Origin of the sequence: Kordia sp., assembly GCF_045105435.1 — a bacterium.
Taxonomy (GTDB): Bacteria; Bacteroidota; Bacteroidia; order Flavobacteriales; family Flavobacteriaceae; genus Kordia.
In genome coordinates this window covers 12371-33623 of record NZ_JBGCDL010000099.1, presented here as the reverse complement: position 1 = coordinate 33623, position 21253 = coordinate 12371, and the positions used below count along the sequence as shown (strand labels likewise).

At 33.5% G+C, this 21253-nt stretch carries 18 protein-coding genes and 1 tRNA gene; 13 read left to right on the top strand and 6 right to left on the bottom strand.

Annotated elements, in window-relative coordinates; translation table 11 throughout:
- Positions 1–567 precede the first annotated feature (567 nt).
- A complete protein-coding gene (locus AB8B65_RS04870; RefSeq protein ID WP_405299733.1) occupies positions 568–2178 on the bottom strand; it encodes a T9SS type A sorting domain-containing protein in 1611 nt (536 codons plus the stop codon).
- Between the two features lie 506 nt (positions 2179–2684).
- Between AB8B65_RS04870 and AB8B65_RS04865 the strand changes: the two genes are divergently transcribed.
- Positions 2685–3035: a hypothetical protein gene (locus AB8B65_RS04865; RefSeq protein WP_405299732.1), complete on the top strand. Its 351-nt coding sequence runs from the start codon at positions 2685–2687 to the stop codon at positions 3033–3035.
- On the opposite strand, the gene AB8B65_RS04860 is transcribed toward AB8B65_RS04865, so the two are convergent.
- A complete protein-coding gene (locus AB8B65_RS04860) occupies positions 3019–3561 on the bottom strand; it encodes an alpha-ketoglutarate decarboxylase (protein ID WP_405299731.1) in 543 nt (180 codons plus the stop codon). The two genes, AB8B65_RS04865 and AB8B65_RS04860, sit on opposite strands and share 17 nt — an antisense overlap.
- A gap of 115 nt (positions 3562–3676) precedes the next feature.
- On the opposite strand from AB8B65_RS04860, the gene AB8B65_RS04855 reads away from it, so the two are divergent.
- The 3 genes from AB8B65_RS04855 (at position 3677) to AB8B65_RS04845 (ending at position 10041) form a co-directional block, all read left to right on the top strand.
- The gene (locus AB8B65_RS04855) at positions 3677–6445 is read left to right on the top strand and encodes a 2-oxoglutarate dehydrogenase E1 component (RefSeq protein ID WP_405299730.1); all 2769 of its coding nucleotides are present in this window, start codon (positions 3677–3679) and stop codon (positions 6443–6445) included.
- Positions 6446–6598: 153 nt separating this feature from the next.
- Positions 6599–7813, top strand: coding sequence for a 2-oxoglutarate dehydrogenase complex dihydrolipoyllysine-residue succinyltransferase (odhB, locus tag AB8B65_RS04850; RefSeq protein ID WP_405299729.1), 1215 nt, complete (start codon positions 6599–6601; stop codon positions 7811–7813).
- 191 nt (positions 7814–8004) lie between these two features.
- Positions 8005–10041 carry a carboxypeptidase-like regulatory domain-containing protein gene (locus AB8B65_RS04845; RefSeq protein WP_405299728.1) on the top strand — a complete coding sequence of 679 codons (2037 nt, stop codon included), beginning with the start codon at positions 8005–8007 and terminating at the stop codon, positions 10039–10041.
- Positions 10042–10368: 327 nt separating this feature from the next.
- Here AB8B65_RS04845 and AB8B65_RS04840 read toward each other — a convergent pair whose 3' ends face one another.
- A complete protein-coding gene (locus tag AB8B65_RS04840; protein WP_405299727.1) occupies positions 10369–10809 on the bottom strand; it encodes a retropepsin-like aspartic protease in 441 nt (146 codons plus the stop codon).
- Between the two features lie 91 nt (positions 10810–10900).
- On the opposite strand from AB8B65_RS04840, the gene AB8B65_RS04835 reads away from it, so the two are divergent.
- From AB8B65_RS04835 to AB8B65_RS04800, 8 genes are all read left to right on the top strand, one after another.
- Entirely contained in the window at positions 10901–11668 is a 768-nt protein-coding gene (locus tag AB8B65_RS04835; protein WP_405299726.1) for a TatD family hydrolase, read from the top strand.
- A gap of 182 nt (positions 11669–11850) precedes the next feature.
- Positions 11851–12879 carry an asparaginase gene (locus tag AB8B65_RS04830; RefSeq protein ID WP_405299725.1) on the top strand — a complete coding sequence of 343 codons (1029 nt, stop codon included), beginning with the start codon at positions 11851–11853 and terminating at the stop codon, positions 12877–12879.
- Between the two features lie 56 nt (positions 12880–12935).
- Positions 12936–13023 (top strand) — tRNA-Ser (locus AB8B65_RS04825).
- A 76-nt stretch (positions 13024–13099) separates the two neighbouring features.
- Positions 13100–13831, top strand: coding sequence for a MotA/TolQ/ExbB proton channel family protein (locus AB8B65_RS04820; RefSeq protein WP_405299724.1), 732 nt, complete (start codon positions 13100–13102; stop codon positions 13829–13831).
- Between the two features lie 33 nt (positions 13832–13864).
- Positions 13865–14275, top strand: a complete 411-nt coding sequence (locus AB8B65_RS04815) for a hypothetical protein (protein WP_405299723.1) — start codon at positions 13865–13867, stop codon at positions 14273–14275.
- 2 nt (positions 14276–14277) lie between these two features.
- Entirely contained in the window at positions 14278–14904 is a 627-nt protein-coding gene (locus AB8B65_RS04810; protein ID WP_405299722.1) for an ExbD/TolR family protein, read from the top strand.
- 11 nt (positions 14905–14915) lie between these two features.
- On the top strand, positions 14916–15401 hold the full coding sequence (locus tag AB8B65_RS04805) for an ExbD/TolR family protein (RefSeq protein WP_405299721.1): 486 nt from the start codon (positions 14916–14918) through the stop codon (positions 15399–15401).
- A 103-nt stretch (positions 15402–15504) separates the two neighbouring features.
- A complete protein-coding gene (locus AB8B65_RS04800) occupies positions 15505–16200 on the top strand; it encodes a porin family protein (protein WP_405299720.1) in 696 nt (231 codons plus the stop codon).
- Here the strand turns inward: AB8B65_RS04800 and AB8B65_RS04795 are convergent.
- The 3 genes from AB8B65_RS04795 to AB8B65_RS04785 are packed head-to-tail and all read right to left on the bottom strand — an operon-like array spanning position 16195 to position 19088.
- On the bottom strand, positions 16195–16800 hold the full coding sequence (locus AB8B65_RS04795) for a phosphatase PAP2 family protein (protein ID WP_405299719.1): 606 nt from the start codon (positions 16798–16800) through the stop codon (positions 16195–16197). The genes AB8B65_RS04800 and AB8B65_RS04795 overlap by 6 nt on opposite strands.
- Positions 16801–18258 carry an RNA polymerase factor sigma-54 gene (gene rpoN, locus AB8B65_RS04790; protein ID WP_405299718.1) on the bottom strand — a complete coding sequence of 486 codons (1458 nt, stop codon included), beginning with the start codon at positions 18256–18258 and terminating at the stop codon, positions 16801–16803.
- 53 nt (positions 18259–18311) lie between these two features.
- The gene (locus AB8B65_RS04785) at positions 18312–19088 is read right to left on the bottom strand and encodes a hypothetical protein (RefSeq protein ID WP_405299717.1); all 777 of its coding nucleotides are present in this window, start codon (positions 19086–19088) and stop codon (positions 18312–18314) included.
- A gap of 315 nt (positions 19089–19403) precedes the next feature.
- Here AB8B65_RS04785 and AB8B65_RS04780 point away from each other — a divergent pair, with 315 nt between their 5' ends.
- Positions 19404–21008, top strand: coding sequence for a tetratricopeptide repeat protein (locus tag AB8B65_RS04780; RefSeq protein ID WP_405299716.1), 1605 nt, complete (start codon positions 19404–19406; stop codon positions 21006–21008).
- Positions 21009–21253: the final 245 nt, after the last annotated feature.

The window sequence follows — 21253 nt, the reverse complement described above, 5'->3', positions numbered from 1 at the left end:
TGGACATACCTGTCCTGTTTCCGAATAATTCATGATTATTCAGATTAAAAAATTTGGTGTGATTTTATGGTTTGGTGTGGGAAGTAATTATCTAAAACTATTAAATGCTTTTTTAAAATCCTAGAACAAATGTATAAGCGTTGATTTTTTTGTATAAGCGTTAGATTTTATCTAAAACTTAAGTTAATTTTTAGATTCATTTAACACTTGAAAGGTTGCAATACAGTTCAATTTTTAAAAAACGAGCATACAGGATTCTAGTCAATTACAATACAATTTTGTAGTACAAAAAAAGCGTTTTTTAGGCTGATTCAACCATTTTTTTATGATACTTTCTGTAGTTGCAGCATTGTTTTTTTAGCGTTTTATTATTTGGAAACGATACTTTTTCTATAGTTTTTAGTTACAAAATAGACGCTCTATTTAGGTAGATTTCTAAGATAAATGCTTTAGTTTAAAACTGAAGTATTTGTTTTTTTTGAAAAATGTTTTAGATGTATTTCAAACAAAAATCCCAACATTGCTGTCAGGATTTTTTATTGCGTGATTTTTAAAAATATAAAATAGTTATTTCGTGATGACTAAATGATGTGAATATACTTGAGTACTGCCGTAGATTTTTAATATGAAAGTTCCCGTTGGTAAATTTTGAGTGTTTATTTCAGTAGAGTTTTTAGAGAAAATACCTTTTAAAAGCAATCTTCCGCTCATGCTATAAATTTGATATTCTTTTTCAGAAAGTTCTTCGTCAACTTTTACAGATACGGTATTTTTTGCTGGATTTGGATACACTTGAAGTATTGTAGTGTCTTCGATTTCATTTAACTGCTGTCTAGAAGCAGTAGGAAGACAAACAGGAGCTGCTGTTCCTCCAGTAATTATGTTGCCATCTTCTGTGGCGTTGATGATGTTATTTGTTTGAAGAACTTTAAAGTTAGTTCGTGTTTCATCTCTTCCTATAACTAACGTGCCAATTTCATCTACAGCACAACAATTAGTCAAATCAGGAAGTGTGCTCATAACGGATCCATTTCTTAGCGGAAGCAATGAAAAACCTTCAGGGCCAGGATCTATACCACCTGCTAACATATTTCCAGATGGTGAGGAAATAGCATCAAATAGTTTGGAATTGAATTGACCATAAATTCTAGAGTTAACTAGTGAAATACTAGTGTCAAAGGTAGCGAGATATTTAAATCTATCCAATTCTCCTGCAATTAAGAAAAGTTGTGAATTTGGTATTTTATGGATACTCTCTAACATATTTCCTTTGCTAGATATTGTGGAAGTAGTTCCAGCTACCAAGACTCCATTAATAAAAGATCCCATAGGATTTACAGCCGTTATAAAACCAAAAGATAGATTGTTAGGCTCATTAGTAGTACCGCCAACAATAATGAAATTGCCTTCATCGGTTTCCAAAATTTCTCTAGGAATATGATCTCCAAGATTACCTTGTTGTGGATGCATAAGACTAATTTTTGAAATAAAACTAGACATTGCAGTAATTCTGTAAAAGAAAAAACCGCCTCCATTTAAATCTGAAGCTACAACAGCAATAGAATTGTCATTAGCAATTATTGCATCTTCAACACGATGCGAATTAAGAATGTTAATACTTCTAGATGTAATTGGAGTTCCTGTAGTACCATCTAACAATGCAAAAAAGGATCTGTTTACAGTAATTCCATCAGATTGTGTGCCTACTACAAGAATATGATTGTTGGAAGTTTCTAAAACTCTAGCAGCTGAAAGATTGAAACCTGGAAATGAAATTCGTTGTCTCCATACAGGATTTCCATTCAGGGCCAATCTAAATACAATGATGTCTGTATTTAGGTTTGAATTTGCATCTTGGTGTGTACCTGCAATCACAAATTGTGAATTGGAAGTGATGATGCTACTAGCAAAAGTTTCGTCTCCATCGTATCCAATAGCGCTGCTCCATACAGGAGCTCCATTGTTTAAAAAAGAAGCACAATAAAGATCAGATTTTCCATTTCCAAACGAGTCGGTGTGTCCAGCAACCAAAATTCTATTTGAATTCGGTTGGTGTACTTCAAAAACTTCGTCATTGTTATCTCCTCCAACTTGAGCGCAAAGTTGCCCGTAAGTAATGTTCGTAAATAGTAGCGATGCTATAAAAGCAATTTGATAAAAAATAATTTTTGTTTTCATAATAATTACGTTTTTGAATTAAAAAAAATAAAACCGGTTTAGTGATGTATTAATTAATACTCCAAAAGTAGTTTTAGACAGTAATTATTATGAAGAAATTTTGAGGACAAAAGTGTGACAAATCTCTTTTAATTGTGCATTTTTACTGTATATAGGACAATTATAGGACATGTGAAGTTTCATGTTTACTTTAGTTTGTAGCATCATAAGATGTTTCTTCTTTATTTTAAAACAATTAAAACATCTTCTTAATCGAACTCACGTTAATTAATACAAGAGGTGGTAAATCAGTCGAAATTGAATTACCTAGTCAAGAATTCATAGACAACGTAAACGACAAATAAATTCACAGATCAAGCGAACGAAAAACCATCACAGCAATTCAAAAACTATTAGACGATAAAAAACAGGAAGCCGCATAAAACTTTCAATATTTCATTACAAAACCCTAATCTTTTTAAGGTTTTTCTAGTTTTAAGTAAATTGAATTTTAGTAAATTCGTCACATGCTAAAAAAACACAAGCACATAGAAGAATTATTGGTAGATGCCACAAAAGAAGAATTGTATGAAAAGTTGATAGCACAACTTAACAAGGACTTTACGATGGCAAATATTGAAGAAACGTTTCCAGTGGATATTTCTCCAAAATCCTTGCAAAGAGAATTGCACGCTATTGTGTATCAGTTAATTCAAGAAAAATTTGCTGAATACCTGAATCTACTCTACATCATGGACGTTTCTGAATCAAAAATAAAAGCGCTAGATGGTTCTGACACAGTAATTCTCTCCGAACAAGTAGCCTTTTTAATGCTAAAACGCGAATGGCAAAAAGTGTGGTTTAAAAATAAACTCTAAAAAACGGCACCAAAGCATCTGCATAAATACTCTTATCGTCATCGTGTAAAACATTATAGCGAACCCCAAAAGTGACATTGCTAGTCCTGTATCCAATTCCAAAAAATACGGCAGGTTGCCAATAATTATCATCTTCAAAAATTGGGTCTTCAAAATTTCTGCTCACATTGACATATTCAAACTCGCTTGAAAGTTGAATCTCCGGCAACGGATTAAACAAACCAATAAAGCTTCCGCCAACAATAGTAGATTTAAAAAAATCATCGTCGTTAAAATACGTGTAGTTCAATGACATACCTGCTGAAAACTGCGAATTAAAATCATAAATAGCACTCGGAGCTACGGTTGCACTAAAAATTCCATTGGCAAAACCGAGTCCCAATCCACCACCAAAACGTACATTTCTCCAAAAATCACTTCCTTGGGAAGTATTAGTGTTATTTTGTGAAAACGCTGAAAAAGATAGCAAAAACATGAAAATGAGTACCAAAGTACTTTTTGGGCGATAAAAAACGGAATTTTTCATTTATGGGAAAACTTATAGATTATTCCCATAAATATATACAAAACTTATGATGTGTTTTTATCAAAAGTTGTATTTTTGATAAAATTTTGTCGAAACAAGACGAGAAAGAAAAAACATGGATAGATTTTCCTTTTTAAATGCAGCACATACAGCATATTTTGCTGAATTATACGATCAATACTTACAAAACCCAGATAGCGTAGAGCCAAGTTGGCGTGCGTTCTTTCAAGGATACGATTTTGGAACTGAAAGCTATGGCGAAGAAACAGCTGAAGCAACAGAAACAATTACTAAGGTAGTCGTTCCTGAAAATGTAAAAAAAGAGTTCCAAGTTGTAAAACTTATTGACGGTTATCGTACTAGAGGACATTTATTCACCAGAACAAATCCTGTGCGTGAGCGAAGAAAGTATGAGCCAACACTAGCACTAGAGAACTTTGGACTAAGCGAAAGCGATTTAGACAAAATGTTTGAAGCTGGCGAAATTTTAAGTATCGGAAAAGTCACACTTCGAGAAATTATTGCACATTTAGAACGTATTTACTGCGAGTCTATCGGAGTGGAATATATGTATATTAGAAAACCTGAGCAGATTGAATGGATTCAGAATAAACTGAATATTAATGACAATCACCCTAAGTTTTCGAACGATGAAAAAAAGCACATCCTCAAAAAACTAAACGAAGCGGTTTCTTTTGAAAACTTCTTACACACCAAATATGTTGGTCAAAAACGATTCTCACTTGAAGGTGGAGAATCATTAATTCCAGGATTAGATGCGCTTGTTGAAAAAGCCGCAGACAAAGGCGTGAAAGAATTTATACTAGGAATGGCACACAGAGGTCGTCTAAATGTATTGACGAACATCTTTGGGAAATCAGCCAAAAATATTTTTAGCGAATTTGATGGAAAAGACTATGAAGAAGCAATTTTTGATGGAGATGTAAAATATCACTTAGGATTAACTTCGGACAGAGAAACAGATTCTGGAAAGAAAATAAGCATGAACATTGCGCCAAATCCTTCTCACCTTGAAACTGTTGGTGCAGTTGTAGAAGGAATTGCTAGAGCAAAACAAGATCGTAATTATACTGACAACTTCTCAGAAGTATTACCAATAGTTATTCACGGTGATGCCGCAGTTGCCGGACAAGGTTTAGTATACGAAATTGTGCAAATGTCACAATTAGACGGTTACAAAACAGGTGGAACTATTCATATTGTTGTCAACAATCAAGTCGGATTTACCACAAACTACTTAGACGCACGTTCGTCTACATACTGTACAGATGTTGGAAAAGTAACGCTTTCACCAGTATTACACGTCAATGCTGATGCAGCAGAAGCCGTAGTACACGCAATGTTATTTGCTTTAGAATACAGAATGACATTTCAGCGTGATGTATTTATTGACTTACTTGGGTATCGTAAATATGGTCATAACGAAGGTGATGAGCCGCGTTTTACACAACCAAAACTATATAAAGCAATTTCAAAACATAGCAATCCACGTGATATCTACGCTGAAAAATTACAGCGACAAGGAATTATTGATGAAAACTATGTAAAAGAATTAGAAAAACAATACAAAGACTCACTAGAAGTAAAATTAGAAGATTCTCGTAAAGAAGAAAAAACAGTCATTACGCCATTCATGCAAGATACTTGGAAAGATTTTGGAAGAGTAGATGAAAAGGAAATGATAAAAAATATAGACACAACATATCCTAAAGACAAACTAGCAGAAATTGCAACAGCAGTTTCAAAATTGCCCGAAGACAAAAAGTTCTTGCGCAAAATCAATAAAATTGTTTCTGAGCGACATACAATGTACTTTGAAAAAGACGAAATTGATTGGGGAATGGGAGAAATGTTAGCGTATGGTTCATTACTTCAAGAAGGTTTTGATGTACGTATTTCAGGACAAGACGTGGAAAGAGGAACTTTCTCGCATCGTCATGCTGTAGTGAAAGTAGAAGAGTCGGAAGAAGAAATTAAATTATTAGACAATGTTGCTAAAGAACAAGGTAATTTCTATATCTATAACTCATTACTTTCAGAATATGGTGTGGTTGGGTTTGATTATGGATATGCAATGGCGAGCCCAAAAACACTAACTATTTGGGAAGCACAATTTGGAGACTTCAGTAATGGAGCGCAAATTATGATTGATCAATATATTTCTTCGGGAGAAGATAAATGGAAAACACAAAACGGATTGGTAATGTTGTTGCCGCATGGTTATGAAGGACAAGGAGCAGAACATTCATCAGCACGTATGGAACGTTACTTGCAAATGTGTGCAAAAGATAATATGTTTATTGCCGATTGTACAACGCCAGCAAACTTTTATCACTTGCTGCGTCGTCAGATGAAAGCAGACTTTAGAAAACCATTAATTGTGTTTACACCAAAAAGTTTATTGCGTCTTCCAGCGGCAGTATCATCTGTAGATGAATTTGCAAACGGAGAATTTCAGACCTTAATTGATGATGTTGATGCAAAAGCAGCTAAAGTAAAAACATTAGTATTCTGTACAGGTAAATTCTATTACGATTTACTAAAAGAACGTGAAGTTCAAGGTAGAGAAGACGATGTTGCTTTGGTGCGATTGGAACAATTATTTCCATTGCCAAAAACAGAAATAAAAGAAACACTCGCAAAATATACAAACGCAGACGATATTGTTTGGGCACAAGAAGAACCAAGAAACATGGGAGCGTACAGTCACTTATTAATGCACATGGATGAAGTAAAAAACTTTAGAGTTGCCTCTAGACGATTTTACGGAGCGCCAGCAGCAGGAAGTTCAGTACGATCAAAACGTCGTCATGCAGAAGTAATTGCGTATGTTTTTGATAAGACTAAAAATAATATGCGTTAAGGATTGATATTTCGACTTCGCTCAATACACGCGTTTTTTATAAGCGCTGTAAACAGAAGTTTGATAAAATCAAAAATTAATCACGCGGGACACTGAGCGTAGTCGAAGTGAACGCCAAAAAAAAGTAAAATAAAAACTAAAATATAGAACACGATGATTTTAGAAATGAAAGTTCCTTCGCCAGGAGAATCAATCACTACAGTAGAAATTGCAGAGTGGTTAGTACAAGACGGCGATTATGTAAAAAAAGACCAAGCAATTGCTGAGGTTGATTCTGATAAAGCAACTTTAGAGTTGCCCGCAGAAGCTAGTGGAACAATCACCTTAAAAGCCGAGGAAGGCGATGAAGTAGAAGTTGGACAAGTAGTTTGTTTGATTGATACAAGTGCAGCAGCACCAAGTGGCGACACACCAAAGGAAGCGGATGCGCCAAAAGCTGAAGCTGTAAAACCTGTGGAAACACCAAAAGCTGCGGAACCTGCAAAAACGTATGCATCAGGAAGTGCATCTCCAGCAGCTAAGAAAATATTAGCTGAAAAAGGAATGGACGCAGGAGCAGTAAAAGGAACTGGAAAAGATGGCCGTGTTACAAAAGATGACGCTGCAAAAGCACAACCAAGCATGGGAACACCATCAGGTGGAACGCGTGGAAGTGAACGTAAAAAATTATCAATGTTGCGTAGAAAAGTTGCGGAGCGTTTAGTATCGGCTAAGAATGAAACGGCAATGTTAACTACATTTAACGAAGTTAATATGGCACCAATTTTTGCATTGCGTAAAGAATATAAAGAAACGTTTAAAGCAAAGCACGGCGTAAGTTTAGGGTTTATGTCTTTCTTTACTTTGGCTATTGTAAGAGCGTTAAAATTATATCCGGCAGTAAACTCTATGATTGATGGAAAAGAAATGATAAGTTACGATTTCTGTGATATCAGTATCGCGGTTTCTGGACCAAAAGGATTAATGGTTCCTGTCATTAGAAATGCAGAAAACCTATCGTTTAGAGGTGTAGAATCTGAAGTGAAAAGATTGGCAATACGAGCAAGAGACGGACAAATTACAGTTGATGAAATGACAGGCGGAACATTCACAATTTCAAATGGTGGAGTTTTCGGAAGCATGTTATCGACACCAATCATAAACCCGCCGCAGTCTGGAATTTTAGGAATGCACAACATTGTAGAAAGACCAATGGCTGTAAACGGCCAAGTGGTTATTCTTCCAATCATGTATGTGGCTTTATCGTACGATCACAGAATCATTGACGGAAAAGAATCTGTAGGTTTCTTAGTCGCTGTAAAAGAAGCATTAGAAAATCCAGAAGAATTATTAATGGACAATAATGTAAAAAGAGCATTGGAACTTTAAAAATAAATTCACAAGACCTATAAAAGACTGTTACTTCTTAGTAATGGTCTTTTTTTTTGGTTTAAATTAACTCTTTTTAAGAAGTTAACTATAGGTTTGTATTTTAATATTCAGTATCTTATAAGGGTAATTAGTGTCGTTTTTATGTAAGAATTAACTTTCTTAAATGACTAAATAAAAAATCAGCTACCATGAAAAAAAATACCTGTTTATTAATTTCGTTTTTCTTCGTTTTTACTGCATTCGCACAATATGAAGTTAAGATTGACGCATATATTTTAGATAGAGAAACCAAGGAGCCTATACCGTATGTAAACGTAGAATTTCCAGGAAAAGACCTAAAAGCTATTACAGATGCTTCTGGAAAATTCACACTAACTTTTGATGAAGGTTGGATCGGTGAAAATGATCGTTTTCAGCTATTGGCTAATGGATATAAAGAAGTTACAACAGAAATGTACAAACTCAACAGATATTTATCTGTCACAGACAAAATTTATTTGACTGCTGATGCGGTAGTTCAATCTAAAAATATGCTCAAAGGAACGGTTTCCGCAGAAAAAAAGTTATCCATTCAAAATGCATCTGTTCGTGTAAAAAATAGTTTTACCGTTGCACATACCGATTTTGATGGTCTGTTTGAAATTGGAGCTTCCGTAGGTGATACACTTGTGGTGAAATACTTAGGTATGGAAAGAAAAGAAATCGTTGTACGCGATTTGAAACCGCTAGATATAGCACTTACCTCAAATGCCGAATTGCTAAATACAGTTACTTTAAAAGGAGCTAAGAAAGAGAAAAAGAAAAAATACGTTGATACAGGATTTGGACGTGTAAATTTAAACACATTTGGCGCAAGTACAGTCATAAGTTCAGAAGATATTGGACCACAACATATTTATGTAACCGATGTATTGCGCGGTAGTGTAGCAGGTTTATTTGTGTACAATGGCGAATCAAATGCGGCATCACGATTTAGTCAAACGGCACGAAGTGGTTTTGGTGGAGGAACAAACAATAACAATATAGGACCTGCAGGAGCTGTATTAAAACTAAGAGGTCAAATAGTAAATATATACTATGATGGTTTTCCATTTGGCGGAAGCATTGACGATATTGAAATTCGTAGTATTGATAATATTGTAGTTTTAAAATCGATCGCTTCAACCATATTATATGGAGGATCACCAACCATCTTAATCACTTCAAAAAATAGATTCTTACAAAAAAATGCGGATGGAAATGTTGTGAATAGTGCTTTGTTGACTAATAATAATTACAAAGAAACGATTCCTGTTATATCAATTTCCGAAGAAAAATCGTTGTATATGTTAGAACTAGAAACAGCAAAAAACTATACGCAAGCGCTAGAGATATATGAAAAACAAAAGCAAAACCCAATGCGCAAAACGATTCCGTATTTTTTAGATACTGCTGAGTATTTTAAAAGATGGAATCATGAAAAAGGGGTAGACATCTTAAAAAATATTGAAGTACTTGCTATTGAAAATCCCAAAGCTTTAAAAAGTTTAGCGTATAAATTAGAAGAGTTTGGAGAATTTGCCGCAGCTAAAAAAGTATACCAACGAATTGCAGTATTGTTGCCAAATGCATCTCAATCGTATAGAGATTTAGCATTGGTGTACAAACGCGCTGGAAACTATCAAGAATCATTAGATTTATATGTAAAAATGCTCACAGATTCGTTTGAAAATATAGATTTTTCAGGATTGGAAAAGCCACTTTTAAGCGAAATGCAGCAATTACTTCGCAGACACAGAGTAGAGCTCAATTATAAAGACATTCCATCTAACTTGCTCAAAGCAACTTTTCATTATGATGTGCGTATCGTGTTAGAATGGAATAGAACAGATGCAGAATTTGAACTGCAATTTGTAAATCCTTCCAAAAAATTCTACACTTGGAAACATTCCTTAGAATCTAAAAAAGAGCGCCTGCTCGATGAAGCAAAAAACGGCTATCATACTGAGGAATTTATTATTGATGAAGCAGATATAACAGGCAAATGGATGATAAACATAAAAAGTTTAGAAAATGAAAAGTCATTCAATCCAACCTATTTAAAATATACGCTCTATACAAACTATGGTTCACCAAATCAAAAACGAACGATTAAGGTTGTAAAACTATATAAGCAGCAGCAAAAAGTTACGTTAGACACGATTAACTATCAGCAACAACAATCATCTAACGAAACTCAGAAATAAGCGGAAACTATATATAAAGGTTTTAAAGTGCAAAAAAAATTACAGCAAGGCATAAATATTTACACAAAACCCAACAATCAATAAGACTATTTGTATCACAAAAAGCACCATAAATCGTCTGTTATTTTGATAAAGGAAAGTCATAACAACTATTATTTAATTAATAATAGTGTAAAATTCTAAAAAAAAGCAATTCAAACAATACGTGAAACTACCTGTTTTTTAGTGAAACTCAACATTGAAAAGCCTAAAAGGCGCATTCAATGTTGTAAGTTGAGGAGTTTCTGAAAAAAAATATTTTCAGAGAATATAATCTAGCAATCTAGTTTACTTCAAGTACAAGCAATTCTTATCATAATCAATCACTGCTTTTCCTCTTTGTAAAATATCTGCGCCAATAATTCCGTGTACAGGTTCGGCTTTATGTTGTGTCAAGGCAGTATTTACATGATCTAGATTGAATAAAACTAAGGCAACTTTTTGCTTTTTCCACTTTCCGATACGAATCTTATTCTTCTTAGAAATCTGTGTTTCCATATTCACAGCACCAGCGCCAGCAGCTTTAATCTTTGAATCTTTCGCAATCAAATTAAAAATCTTTACAGCTTCAAAGCCAACACAAGAAGTAGAAGCGCCTGTGTCCAAAATAAAACTTCCTTCTACACCATTAATCTTCGCTTTTACTTCGTAATGATTGGTGTTAATTTTATTCAGTTGGATACGTTTGTATCCTTTGTCAAGTAAAAACTTTCGCAAACTTTTTTTCATCTACACAAATATCTAATTCAAATTCACACAAAAATACAGTTTTAAAATAGAGTCTTCTAAAAAATCTTATGGAAAACACTATTTTTACGGCATGATAATAACAGATACACATACACATTTATATAGTGAAGCATTTGATGAAGATAGAGATGAAATGATGCGCCGCGCTATGCAAAATGGAGTAAAACGTTTCTTTGTGCCAGCTATTGATTCTGAATACACGGAACGTATGTTTCAACTCGAAAAAGACTATCCGAACGAAGTATTTCTCATGTCAGGATTGCATCCAACGCATGTGAAAGAAAACTATAAAGAAGAAATTGCGCATGTAGCATCGCTTTTGGCGGAACGAAAATTTTATGCAGTTGGCGAAATTGGAATCGATTTATATTGGGATAAAACCTTTTTAGCAGCACAGCAAGAAGCGTTTCAATATCAAATTCAACTTGCAAAAAAATACAAACTTCCTATAGTAATTCACTGTCGAGATGCTTTTGATGAGGTTTTTGAAGTATTAGAAAAAGAAAAAGGAGATGGATTATTCGGAATATTTCATTGCTTTACAGGAACAAAAACACAAGCCGAAAAGGCCATTGGATACAATATGAAACTGGGAATTGGTGGTGTTGTGACTTTTAAAAATGGGAAGATTGATAAATTTTTAAATGAAATTCCGTTACAACACATTGTTTTAGAAACAGATGCTCCATACTTAGCGCCAACACCATTTAGAGGAAAGCGAAATGAAAGCAGTTATGTAATGAATGTACTTGAAAAAGTAGCGTCTATTTACGAAATATCAACCGAAGAAGTTGCCAAAATCACCACAGAAAACTCAAAAGAAATATTTGGTGTTTAAAGCTGAAGTTGAATTTGAAACTAAATACATAAGAGTTCGACAAACAAATTGACGAATCAACAAATCAACAAATCAACAAATCAACGAATCAACGAATCAACGAATTGACGAATTGACGAATTGACGAATTAACGAATCAACAAAAGACAAATCAACAAAAAAACAAAATCCAACACCCAAAAATGACACAACCAAAAATATTACTCATATACACAGGTGGAACCATTGGAATGATCAAAGACTTTGAAACAGGCGCTTTGCGTGCGTTTGATTTTGACAAGCTTTTAGAGCGCATTCCCGAACTTTCGCATTTGGATTGTGATATAGAAACCATTGCTTTTGATATTCCTATAGATTCCTCCGATATGAATCCGAAATGTTGGATACGAATGGCAACTGCAATTGAAGAAAATTACGATGCTTTTGATGGTTTTGTGGTGTTGCATGGAAGTGATACAATGAGTTATACAGCTTCCGCGATGAGTTTTATGTTAGAAAACTTAGCAAAACCTGTCATATTTACGGGCTCGCAATTGCCAATTGGTGATTTGCGTACAGATGCAAAAGAAAACTTGATTACCTCCATTCAATTAGCATCTTTACAAGACGAAAATGGAAATCCGCAAATAACTGAAGTAGGTTTATACTTTGAATACAAATTATACAGAGCAAATAGAACCACAAAAATAAATGCGGAACATTTTGAAGCTTTCAACTCGTTAAATTATCCTGCTTTGGCAGAATCGGGTGTGCATTTAAAAATATTTAAAGAAAATTTATGGCGTCCAGAAAAAGGAAAACTATTCAAAGTTCATAAAGAAATTGACAATAATATTGCATTAATAAAACTATTTCCGGGCATAACACGAGCAAGTTTGGAAGGTTTTTTAGCTTCAAATACCATAAAAGCAGTCATTTTAGAAACGTATGGAGCAGGAAATGCACCTACAGAAGCATGGTTTTTAGGATTTTTATACAAATTAAAGAAAAAAGGTATAATTATTGTGAATGTTTCGCAGTGTTCTGGTGGTAGAGTTATTATGGGGCAATATCAAACAAGTGTTGCCTTGAAGAAGCTAGATATTATAAGTGGTAAAGACATTACAACGGAAGCTGCAATTGCAAAATTAATGTATCTTTTGGGGAGGGAAATGGACCAATTAACCTTCAAAACTGTCTTTGAAACACAAATTAGGGGTGAAATGTCCTAAAAATAACTGGATATATTTCAAAAACTAAAATATTTTTTGTTATTTGCCCTTAATAAAGAGAGGTGGCCGAGTGGTCGAAGGCGCACGCCTGGAAAGTGTGTATGCGGCATAACCGTATCGAGGGTTCGAATCCCTTCCTCTCTGCATAAAAATATCGCACATTATTATAAATTTTTATATCTTTAACCCGATTAACTAACAAAATTTAAGTTCAAGAGAAATGAAAAAAGGATTTTCTATTATGGCTGTAGCCATGTTAACGATTTTAAATGTAGGTGTAGCAACAGCTCAAGAAAAAGCTGAAGCAACTGCAGAAGCAGGCCAAGGTATTCACCAAGTATTAAAAGAATACTTTATAAAAGGTGGGCCAGAATTCATGGGAATTGTATTGTTATGTCTTATTTTAGGATTAGCAATATGTATCGAAAGAATCATCTACTTAAATATGGCAACAACTAATAATAAGAAATTATTAGCAAATGTTGAAAATGCACTCGCAAGTGGTGGAGTAGAAGCAGCGAAAGAAGTTGCTAGAAATACAAAAGGACCCGTTGCGTCTATTTTCTATCAAGGATTAGACCGTATGGACGAAGGAGTAGACAATGCTGAAAAAGCAGTTGTATCTTACGGAGGAGTTCAAATGGGACAATTGGAAAAAAATGTATCTTGGATTTCTTTATTCATCGCAATTGCGCCGATGTTAGGATTCATGGGAACAGTAATTGGTATGATCCAAGCCTTCTCTGATATTCAAGCAGCAGGAACAATGGATGCATCTTTAATTGCAGGTTCTATTCAAGTAGCCTTATTAACAACAGTATTTGGTCTTATTGTAGGTATTATACTTCAAATTTTCTATAACTATATTATTGCTAAAATTGATAGTATTGTAAACGATATGGAAGATTCATCTATTTCTTTAATAGATTTATTGGTTCGTTACAAGAAATAATACTCTCAACTTTATACAATACAATAATATACTATGAAACAATTAAAAATAATATTAACAGTCTTAATCGCAGTAATTGCGCTAGTTGGAGCTATTCTGTATATTTTGATCCTTACGGGCAAATCAACAGGAAATGAAATGATTGTTGCAGGTGAAATACTTGTTCCAGTTACTGCTGCTATCGCATTGTTTTTTGGGATTAAAAACTTGGCTACAAATCCACAAGCATTAAAGAAATCTTTAATCTCTTTGGCAGTATTAGCAATTGTTGCAATATTATCTTATGTTGCTGCAACCGATACATTAACAGTAGTAGGAGACATCACAATCGAATCTTCAATGTCGAAGTTGGTTGGTACAGGTATTTATATGTTCTATTTCTTAGCAGTAGTTGCGATATTAGCAATGGTAGGATTTGGAGTTAAAAAAACACTTAACAAATAATTATGGGAAGAAGAAACATACCAGAAGTAAACGCAGGATCGATGGCAGACATCGCGTTCTTACTTCTTATCTTTTTCTTAGTAACTACTACCTTTGAAGAAGACGCAGGTATCAATAGAAAGTTACCGCCAATGCTGGAAGATGAAATAGTTCCGCCAATTATTAAGCAAAAGAACTTATTTACTGTACTGGTAAATAAAAATAATGATCTTTTGGTTGAAGACCAAGAAATGAAACTCGAAGATCTGCGCGAAGCAGCAATTGAATTTCTTGACAATGGTGGAGGAGTTAACGAACTAGGAGAACGTTGTACATATTGCAAAGGGAAGAAAAGTACAGAATCATCAGATCATCCTAATAAGGCAATTATTTCTGTTAGAAATGATAGAGAAACAGATTATGGAATATTTCTTGCAGTACAAAATGAACTCGTAGGTGCGTATAATTTCCTGAGAGATAGAGAAGCAAAAAGAATGTTTGGTGCAAACCTAACATATACTAAAATTGACTCTATGTTAGCGAGCAAACAAACAACCGATAAAGCACTTATCAAAAGTTTGAAAAAGAAATTAGATACTATCAAAGTATTATTTCCTTTAAAAATATCTGAAGCAGAAACTAGTAATTAAAACATAGTATTATGTCTAAATTTAAAAAGAAAAAAAGTGGCGAATTGCCACCAGTATCTACAGCAGCTTTGCCTGATATTGTATTTATGTTATTATTCTTCTTTATGACCGTAACTACGTTTAAAAAAGATGATTACAAAGTAGCGCAAAATTTACCGTATGCCGATCAAATACAAAAACTAGATAAAACAGATCCAGTTATTTATATTTATGCAGGGAAACCAAGTGAAAGATATCGAAAAGATGTAGGTTCACAACCAAAAATTCAGTTGAATGATAAGTTTGCTGATGTTAGTGAAATTAAAGATTACTGGATTAATACAGTGAATACAGAATTAGGTGAACAGTTCAGAAATGTAGCTATTACTGCTTTAAAAGTAGATAATCAAACAAATATGGGACTTGTATCTGATATCAAACAAGAGCTTCGTAAAATTAATGCACTGAAAATTAATTATACAACAAGACCTGGAAGTTCAAGTCAAAATTTAAAATAGAAAATCTTAAATTTTAATATCTAAAAGCACTCTTTCAAAAGAGTGCTTTTTTTGTATTATCTTGTTACATAATTGAAAAATTATCTTCTCAAAATAGAATAGAATGAAACATATTGTTATTGGAATTTTAGTTGTTTTAAGTGTGCAATTTGGGGTTGCACAAGAAGAAGCAATGCAGGATACAATTCCTGATAATACATATCGAGAAGATCAATTTTATATTGGATTTACCTATAATATTCTTCAAAACCGACCTAGTGAAATTTCTCAAAACAATTTATCTAACGGAATTCACTTGGGCTTTATTCGCGATTTCCCAATAAATGAAAAACGAAATAAAGCGATCGGAATTGGTGTGGGCTATTCGTACAATGCCTACTTTCATAATTTAAAAGCTATTGAAACTGATACTGAAATTTCTTATCAGGTAATTGATGGCGGCGAAAGTTTTAAACGGAATAAATACAGAACACATGTTGTGGAACTCCCAATAGAGTTTCGTTGGCGAACTTCTACCGCATCAAACTATAAGTTTTGGCGTGTTTATGGCGGATTTAAACTTGGATATATCTTTTCAGGAATCTCTAAATTTGTAAGTAATGACGAAAAAATAAAGTTTCAAAATGACGATATCAATCGTTTTCAATACGGATTGACGCTAAGTGCAGGATATAATACATGGAATTTTCACGTGTATTATGGATTGAACAAACTTTTTAAAGACACCACTTTTACTACAGATGGCGAGCAATTTGAAATGAGTATTATCAAAGTTGGGTTACTGTTTTACATCTTATAACCAATCGGTCATTACCAACAATTGCGGAATCCAACCGATAAAAAAGCCAATAATAAGCTCAGTAAATGTATGCGCTTTTAAGTACAAACGCGATGTGCCTACAAGTCCAATCATAAAAATAAGAATACTCAAAGCAAAGGTAATGTTAAGTTGATACGTAATGCTCAGCACTATAAGAAACATGACCAAGCCAGAAATTCCCATCATGTGCATGCTCGCTTTTACACGACACAGCACAAAAAGCAAACAGATTGTTGTTGAAATTAAGGTGGCTAAAAAGAAATCATATAATTCTGCAAAAATAGATTTCGGAATGACTTTAGTGATCACTAAAAACAGCAATAATGCATACAAATAGAGTGGAATTCTACGTTGTTTCACATCTTTTACAAAAATAGATTCGATCAGTCGAAAACGTTGCAAAAGAATAAATGTTAAGATTGGAATAAAAATAGTGAAAATGGAAATCGTAATCGAAACATCTACTTTAAAATCAAAATCATACATGCGTGGTGTGACCATAAAAAAGCCAACGGTAGCCATTACGGGAATAAAAACAGGATGAAATATGTATGATATTACTTTTAAAAAAGTGCGCATTTATATTTTCTTTCGTAATCGTGCAACTGGAATATCGAGCTGTTCTCTATACTTTGCCACCGTTCTACGAGCAATTGGATAGCCTTTCTCTTTTAAAATAGTAGCAAGTTTTTCATCTGTCAACGGTTTTTTCTTGCTTTCTTCCTCAATAACAGTTTCTAAAATCTTTTTAATTTCACGTGTAGAAACATCTTCTCCTTGCTCATTTTTCATTGATTCTGAGAAAAATTCCTTAATCAATTTCGTTCCATAAGGTGTATCTACATATTTACTATTTGCCACACGCGATACTGTAGAAACATCCATATTGATCATATCTGCAATATCTTTCAAAATCATTGGTTTCAACTTGCGTTCGTCACCTGTAAGAAAATATTCTTCCTGATAATGCAAAATAGCATTCATGGTTACCAAAAGTGTTTGTTGCCGTTGTTTAATAGCATCTATAAACCATTTGGCGGCATCTAATTTTTGTTTAATAAACATCACCGCATCTTTCTGCGATTTGGTTTTTTGACGCGTGTCTTTATAGCCTTTCAGCATGTTGTTGTATTCCTTAGAAACGTGCAATTCAGGAGCATTTCGTCCGTTCAGTGTTAATTCTAACAGACCTTCTGTGATGCGAATGGTAAAATCGGGAACAATATGCTCAATCATTTTTGTATTTCCCGCATACGAACCACCTGGTTTTGGGTTTAAACGTTCAATTTCTAAAATGGCATCGCGCAATTCTACTTCGGTAATATCAAATTTCTGTAAAAGTTTCTTGTAATGTTTCTTGGTAAAATGTTCAAAAGACTTATCTAAAATGCTAAGTGCCATTTCAATAGAAGCTGTTGGTTCTTTTCTTCGCAACTGAATCAACAAACATTCCTGTAAGTTTCGTGCGCCTACTCCGGCAGGATCTAATTCATGTACAATTTGTAAAATCTTCGCAATATTTTCATCGGTTGTAAAGATGTTTTGTGTAAATGCTAAATCATCAACAATATCTTCCAAAGGTCTACGGATATAACCACTTTCATCTACACTTCCAATCAAAAACTCAGCAACTTCTCGGTCTTCTTCAGAAAGTCGAAACGTATTCAATTGATTCTTTAAATGCTGATTAAAAGATGTTCCAGAAGCATACGGAACGCTTTTTTCTTCATCGTCAACACTATAATTATTGGCTTGCAAACGGTAATTCGGAATTTCGTCATCACTCAAATATTCGTCTACATTGATGTCTTCTGCGGTGATAGATTCATTTCCATAATCATCTTCATAATCGTTTGACAAATCAGAATCAAATTCATCAAGTTGTTCTTTTCCGCTATCTAATGCAGGGTTTTCCTCCAATTCTTGTTTCAGACGTTGTTCAAAAGCTTGTGTAGGCAATTGAATCAACTTCATCAACTGAATTTGTTGTGGAGATAGTTTTTGAGATAATCTAAAATTTAGTTGTTGTTTAAGCATAGTTTTTTGTGTAAAAACACGTGGTTGTCGTTGATTAATTTAGGAGCATTTATTTACTGTTCATAAATTTTATAAGTCACTTTTCCGCCACCAGTTTGTATATTCATTGTGCGTTCTCCTTTAATAAATCGTTTCGTGTTTCGGTCAATTTCATACGTTCCTTTTGCAGTACTCTTTTTTAGCATTCCTGCAATTCCATCAATGGTCATATTAACGTCAATAAAAATTTTATCTTTCGAAATATCATCTATTGTATACACAAACTTTATTTTTTGTGATGCAATCAAAGGATTCGTTGTATTGTATTCCCATGTTGTGCCTACGGCTAGTTTTTCTTTAGGAAAACTCATTGTTGGTACTGTTGTATATTGTCCAATTACTGAAGGATCAATATAAGATGGTTTATTTTTAAATTCAGAACTTTTAATCACATTTCCGTATTTATTCAGCGTAAAAGTAAACTCCTCATTAACATACCTTTTAATATCGGTATACATATCCAATTCATTGCTACTCATACCATCAGTATTTACATTGTCGGTGTCTACGCTTTCTTTCTCTCCAAACATATCAGAGGTATATTGCATGCGAGTCACTTTTCCTGTAAATACAAAAGCACTGTCATTCGTAATTTCATCTAACTGAAATTTAACAACATTCATCTCTTGAAAAGATCCCATTTGACTGGCACTTGTTTCGGTTTCATACACAATTGTTTGTGTGAATCCTTTTTCAAAATTTAAAGATGAACTGACTTTATCAGTGCTTTTTTGGGTACAGCTCACCAAAAACAATACCATTGTGGTGGAAATAAGAAAACTTTTTTTCATAAATGGGTTTAAGTGTTACACAAATATAACAAACTTCAATGGTATTGTAAGGTGTGTTTTGAAAAATAGCAAGGGAATTCCTGTCTTTAGAATTAGGATGAAAAAAAGGAGTGTTTTTGGGGAATAACACCCTTTTGTACGTGTTAAAAAATATGTTTTTTTATCTAACATTAATCGTTAAGATAAACTGACATGCATACTTTCGCAAAAACAAAAGAAAATTCCCGCTTCGCTACGTTGTATACCAAACTAATACTTTTGGTAAGTTGTTGCTTTTTATATATTAATAATGCACAAGCAAAAGGACGTGATTTTTTGGTTGTATCCTACTTGGAAAAAAGTAAAGTTTTAGCTTTTCAAAATAAGCAAGATTCTGCAATTTTTTACTTACAGAAAGCTAAATTACAAGCTTTAGGAAATCCAGTTATGCTTTTTAGAGTGTATAATAGATGTGCTGGCTATTACTTTAAAGAAGAAATAAAGTTAGATTCTGCTCGTGTGTATTTGAAGAAAATGCAAGCACTACTTCCAGATATCGAAAATCAAGTTTTAAAAGCTAGAGTTTATAACAAAACGGGCTATTTGTATCAATTAGATGGAGAAACAGCAAAAGCGTTTCAAGCGTATCAAAAAGCGATTGAAATGAATTCTGAGAATGGAGAATTTATACATGCAAATGTATTGGCAATGTCGCATATACGAATGGCACGATTGTATGCAAAACTTGGTTTGTATACTTATGCACAAAACTTTGCCAAAAAAGCAATGAACCTTATTGAAAGTAGTGAAAGAGTAGATACGGTTTTTGTCTATATGCACGTAGGTTGGATGTATAAAAAAATGAAAAATTTTGATGATGCACTAAGCTATTTGCAAAAAGCAGCACAGCTGAATAAAAAGAAAAATGAAAAAAGCAAGCGTGCTAGATATACAATGTTTATCAAGAAAAATTTAGCAGAAATATCTTATGAAAAAGGAAACAAACAGAAAGCGTTAAGCTTGGCTTTAGAAAGTATAGAAATGTCAAAAAAGGCCAAGCTAAAAAATCTTGATGGAAGTCTCAATTTATTACTTTCTAAAATATATGCTGATCAAGGAGATGTAAAATTGGCAAAGCAATATGCACACATGTCCTTTGAAATAGCAACGTTAAAAGATATTCCTGGTAAAATATTAATGAGGGCAAAACACTTACAGCGATTGTATAAAAATGAAGGAAATACAAAACAGGCGCTTTACTTTTCAGAAATATACATTGAAGTTAAAAAACGTGTTGATAAAGAAGAAGGGAAAATAGCTATTATCAAACAGGAATATTTAGAATCAGCACAAAAAAATAAAGAAAAACTACAAGAAATACATGCAAAATCCGAATTGAATATGCTATTAATTACTGGCGCATTGTTAGTATCTGTCGGATTTGGATTTGCATTTTATAGAAGAAGAAAAACACACTTTCTTCAGCAAATTGCTAAAAAAGAAAAAGCAAAATATAGAATGCAGCAAAAGTTGAAAGTAGTAAAAGAACAGGCAATTGAAAAAGAAGCAGCTCTCAAAATTTATATGGAAATGCTTTCTGAAGATGCTGTTACGAATGTAAAAAATGCGAAAGAAGTGGAAAAGATACTGAACGATTTGCGCGATTTTAAAATTTTAACAGAAAGAGATTGGACAGGTTTTAAGTCAATATTTCAAAATATATATCCAGAATTCTTCAAGAATTTCAAAGTAAAAACAATTCAGTATTCACAAGGCGATCTAAAATTAGCTGCGCTTATTCGTTTAAGCTTTAATACGAAAGAAATAGCCGATATTTTGGTGATATCTCCAGATAGTGTTCGTAAAAGTAAATACAGACTCCGTAAGAAAATGAGTTTTGCTTCCGAAAAACAATTGCAAAACTTTATCTACGATTTGTAATTTGTCCAGTTTTTGTCTCATCCTCGGCGCATAGTGGGTTTTACAGCGTATTTGTCACGCTTATGTCTCGTTATTTTTTTTATTAAAATCAGTGACCTATCTAATTTTGAAACGAAGAATTAAAAAATCGTTTTCAAGTTTTACGAGTCATTTCTATGATTGCAAACATAAGCATAGTTTAGATTTGGGAATTTAGTTTGTGTGTTTTGGAAGCGGTTTTTGATCTTCAAAAAAATAGTATAAAC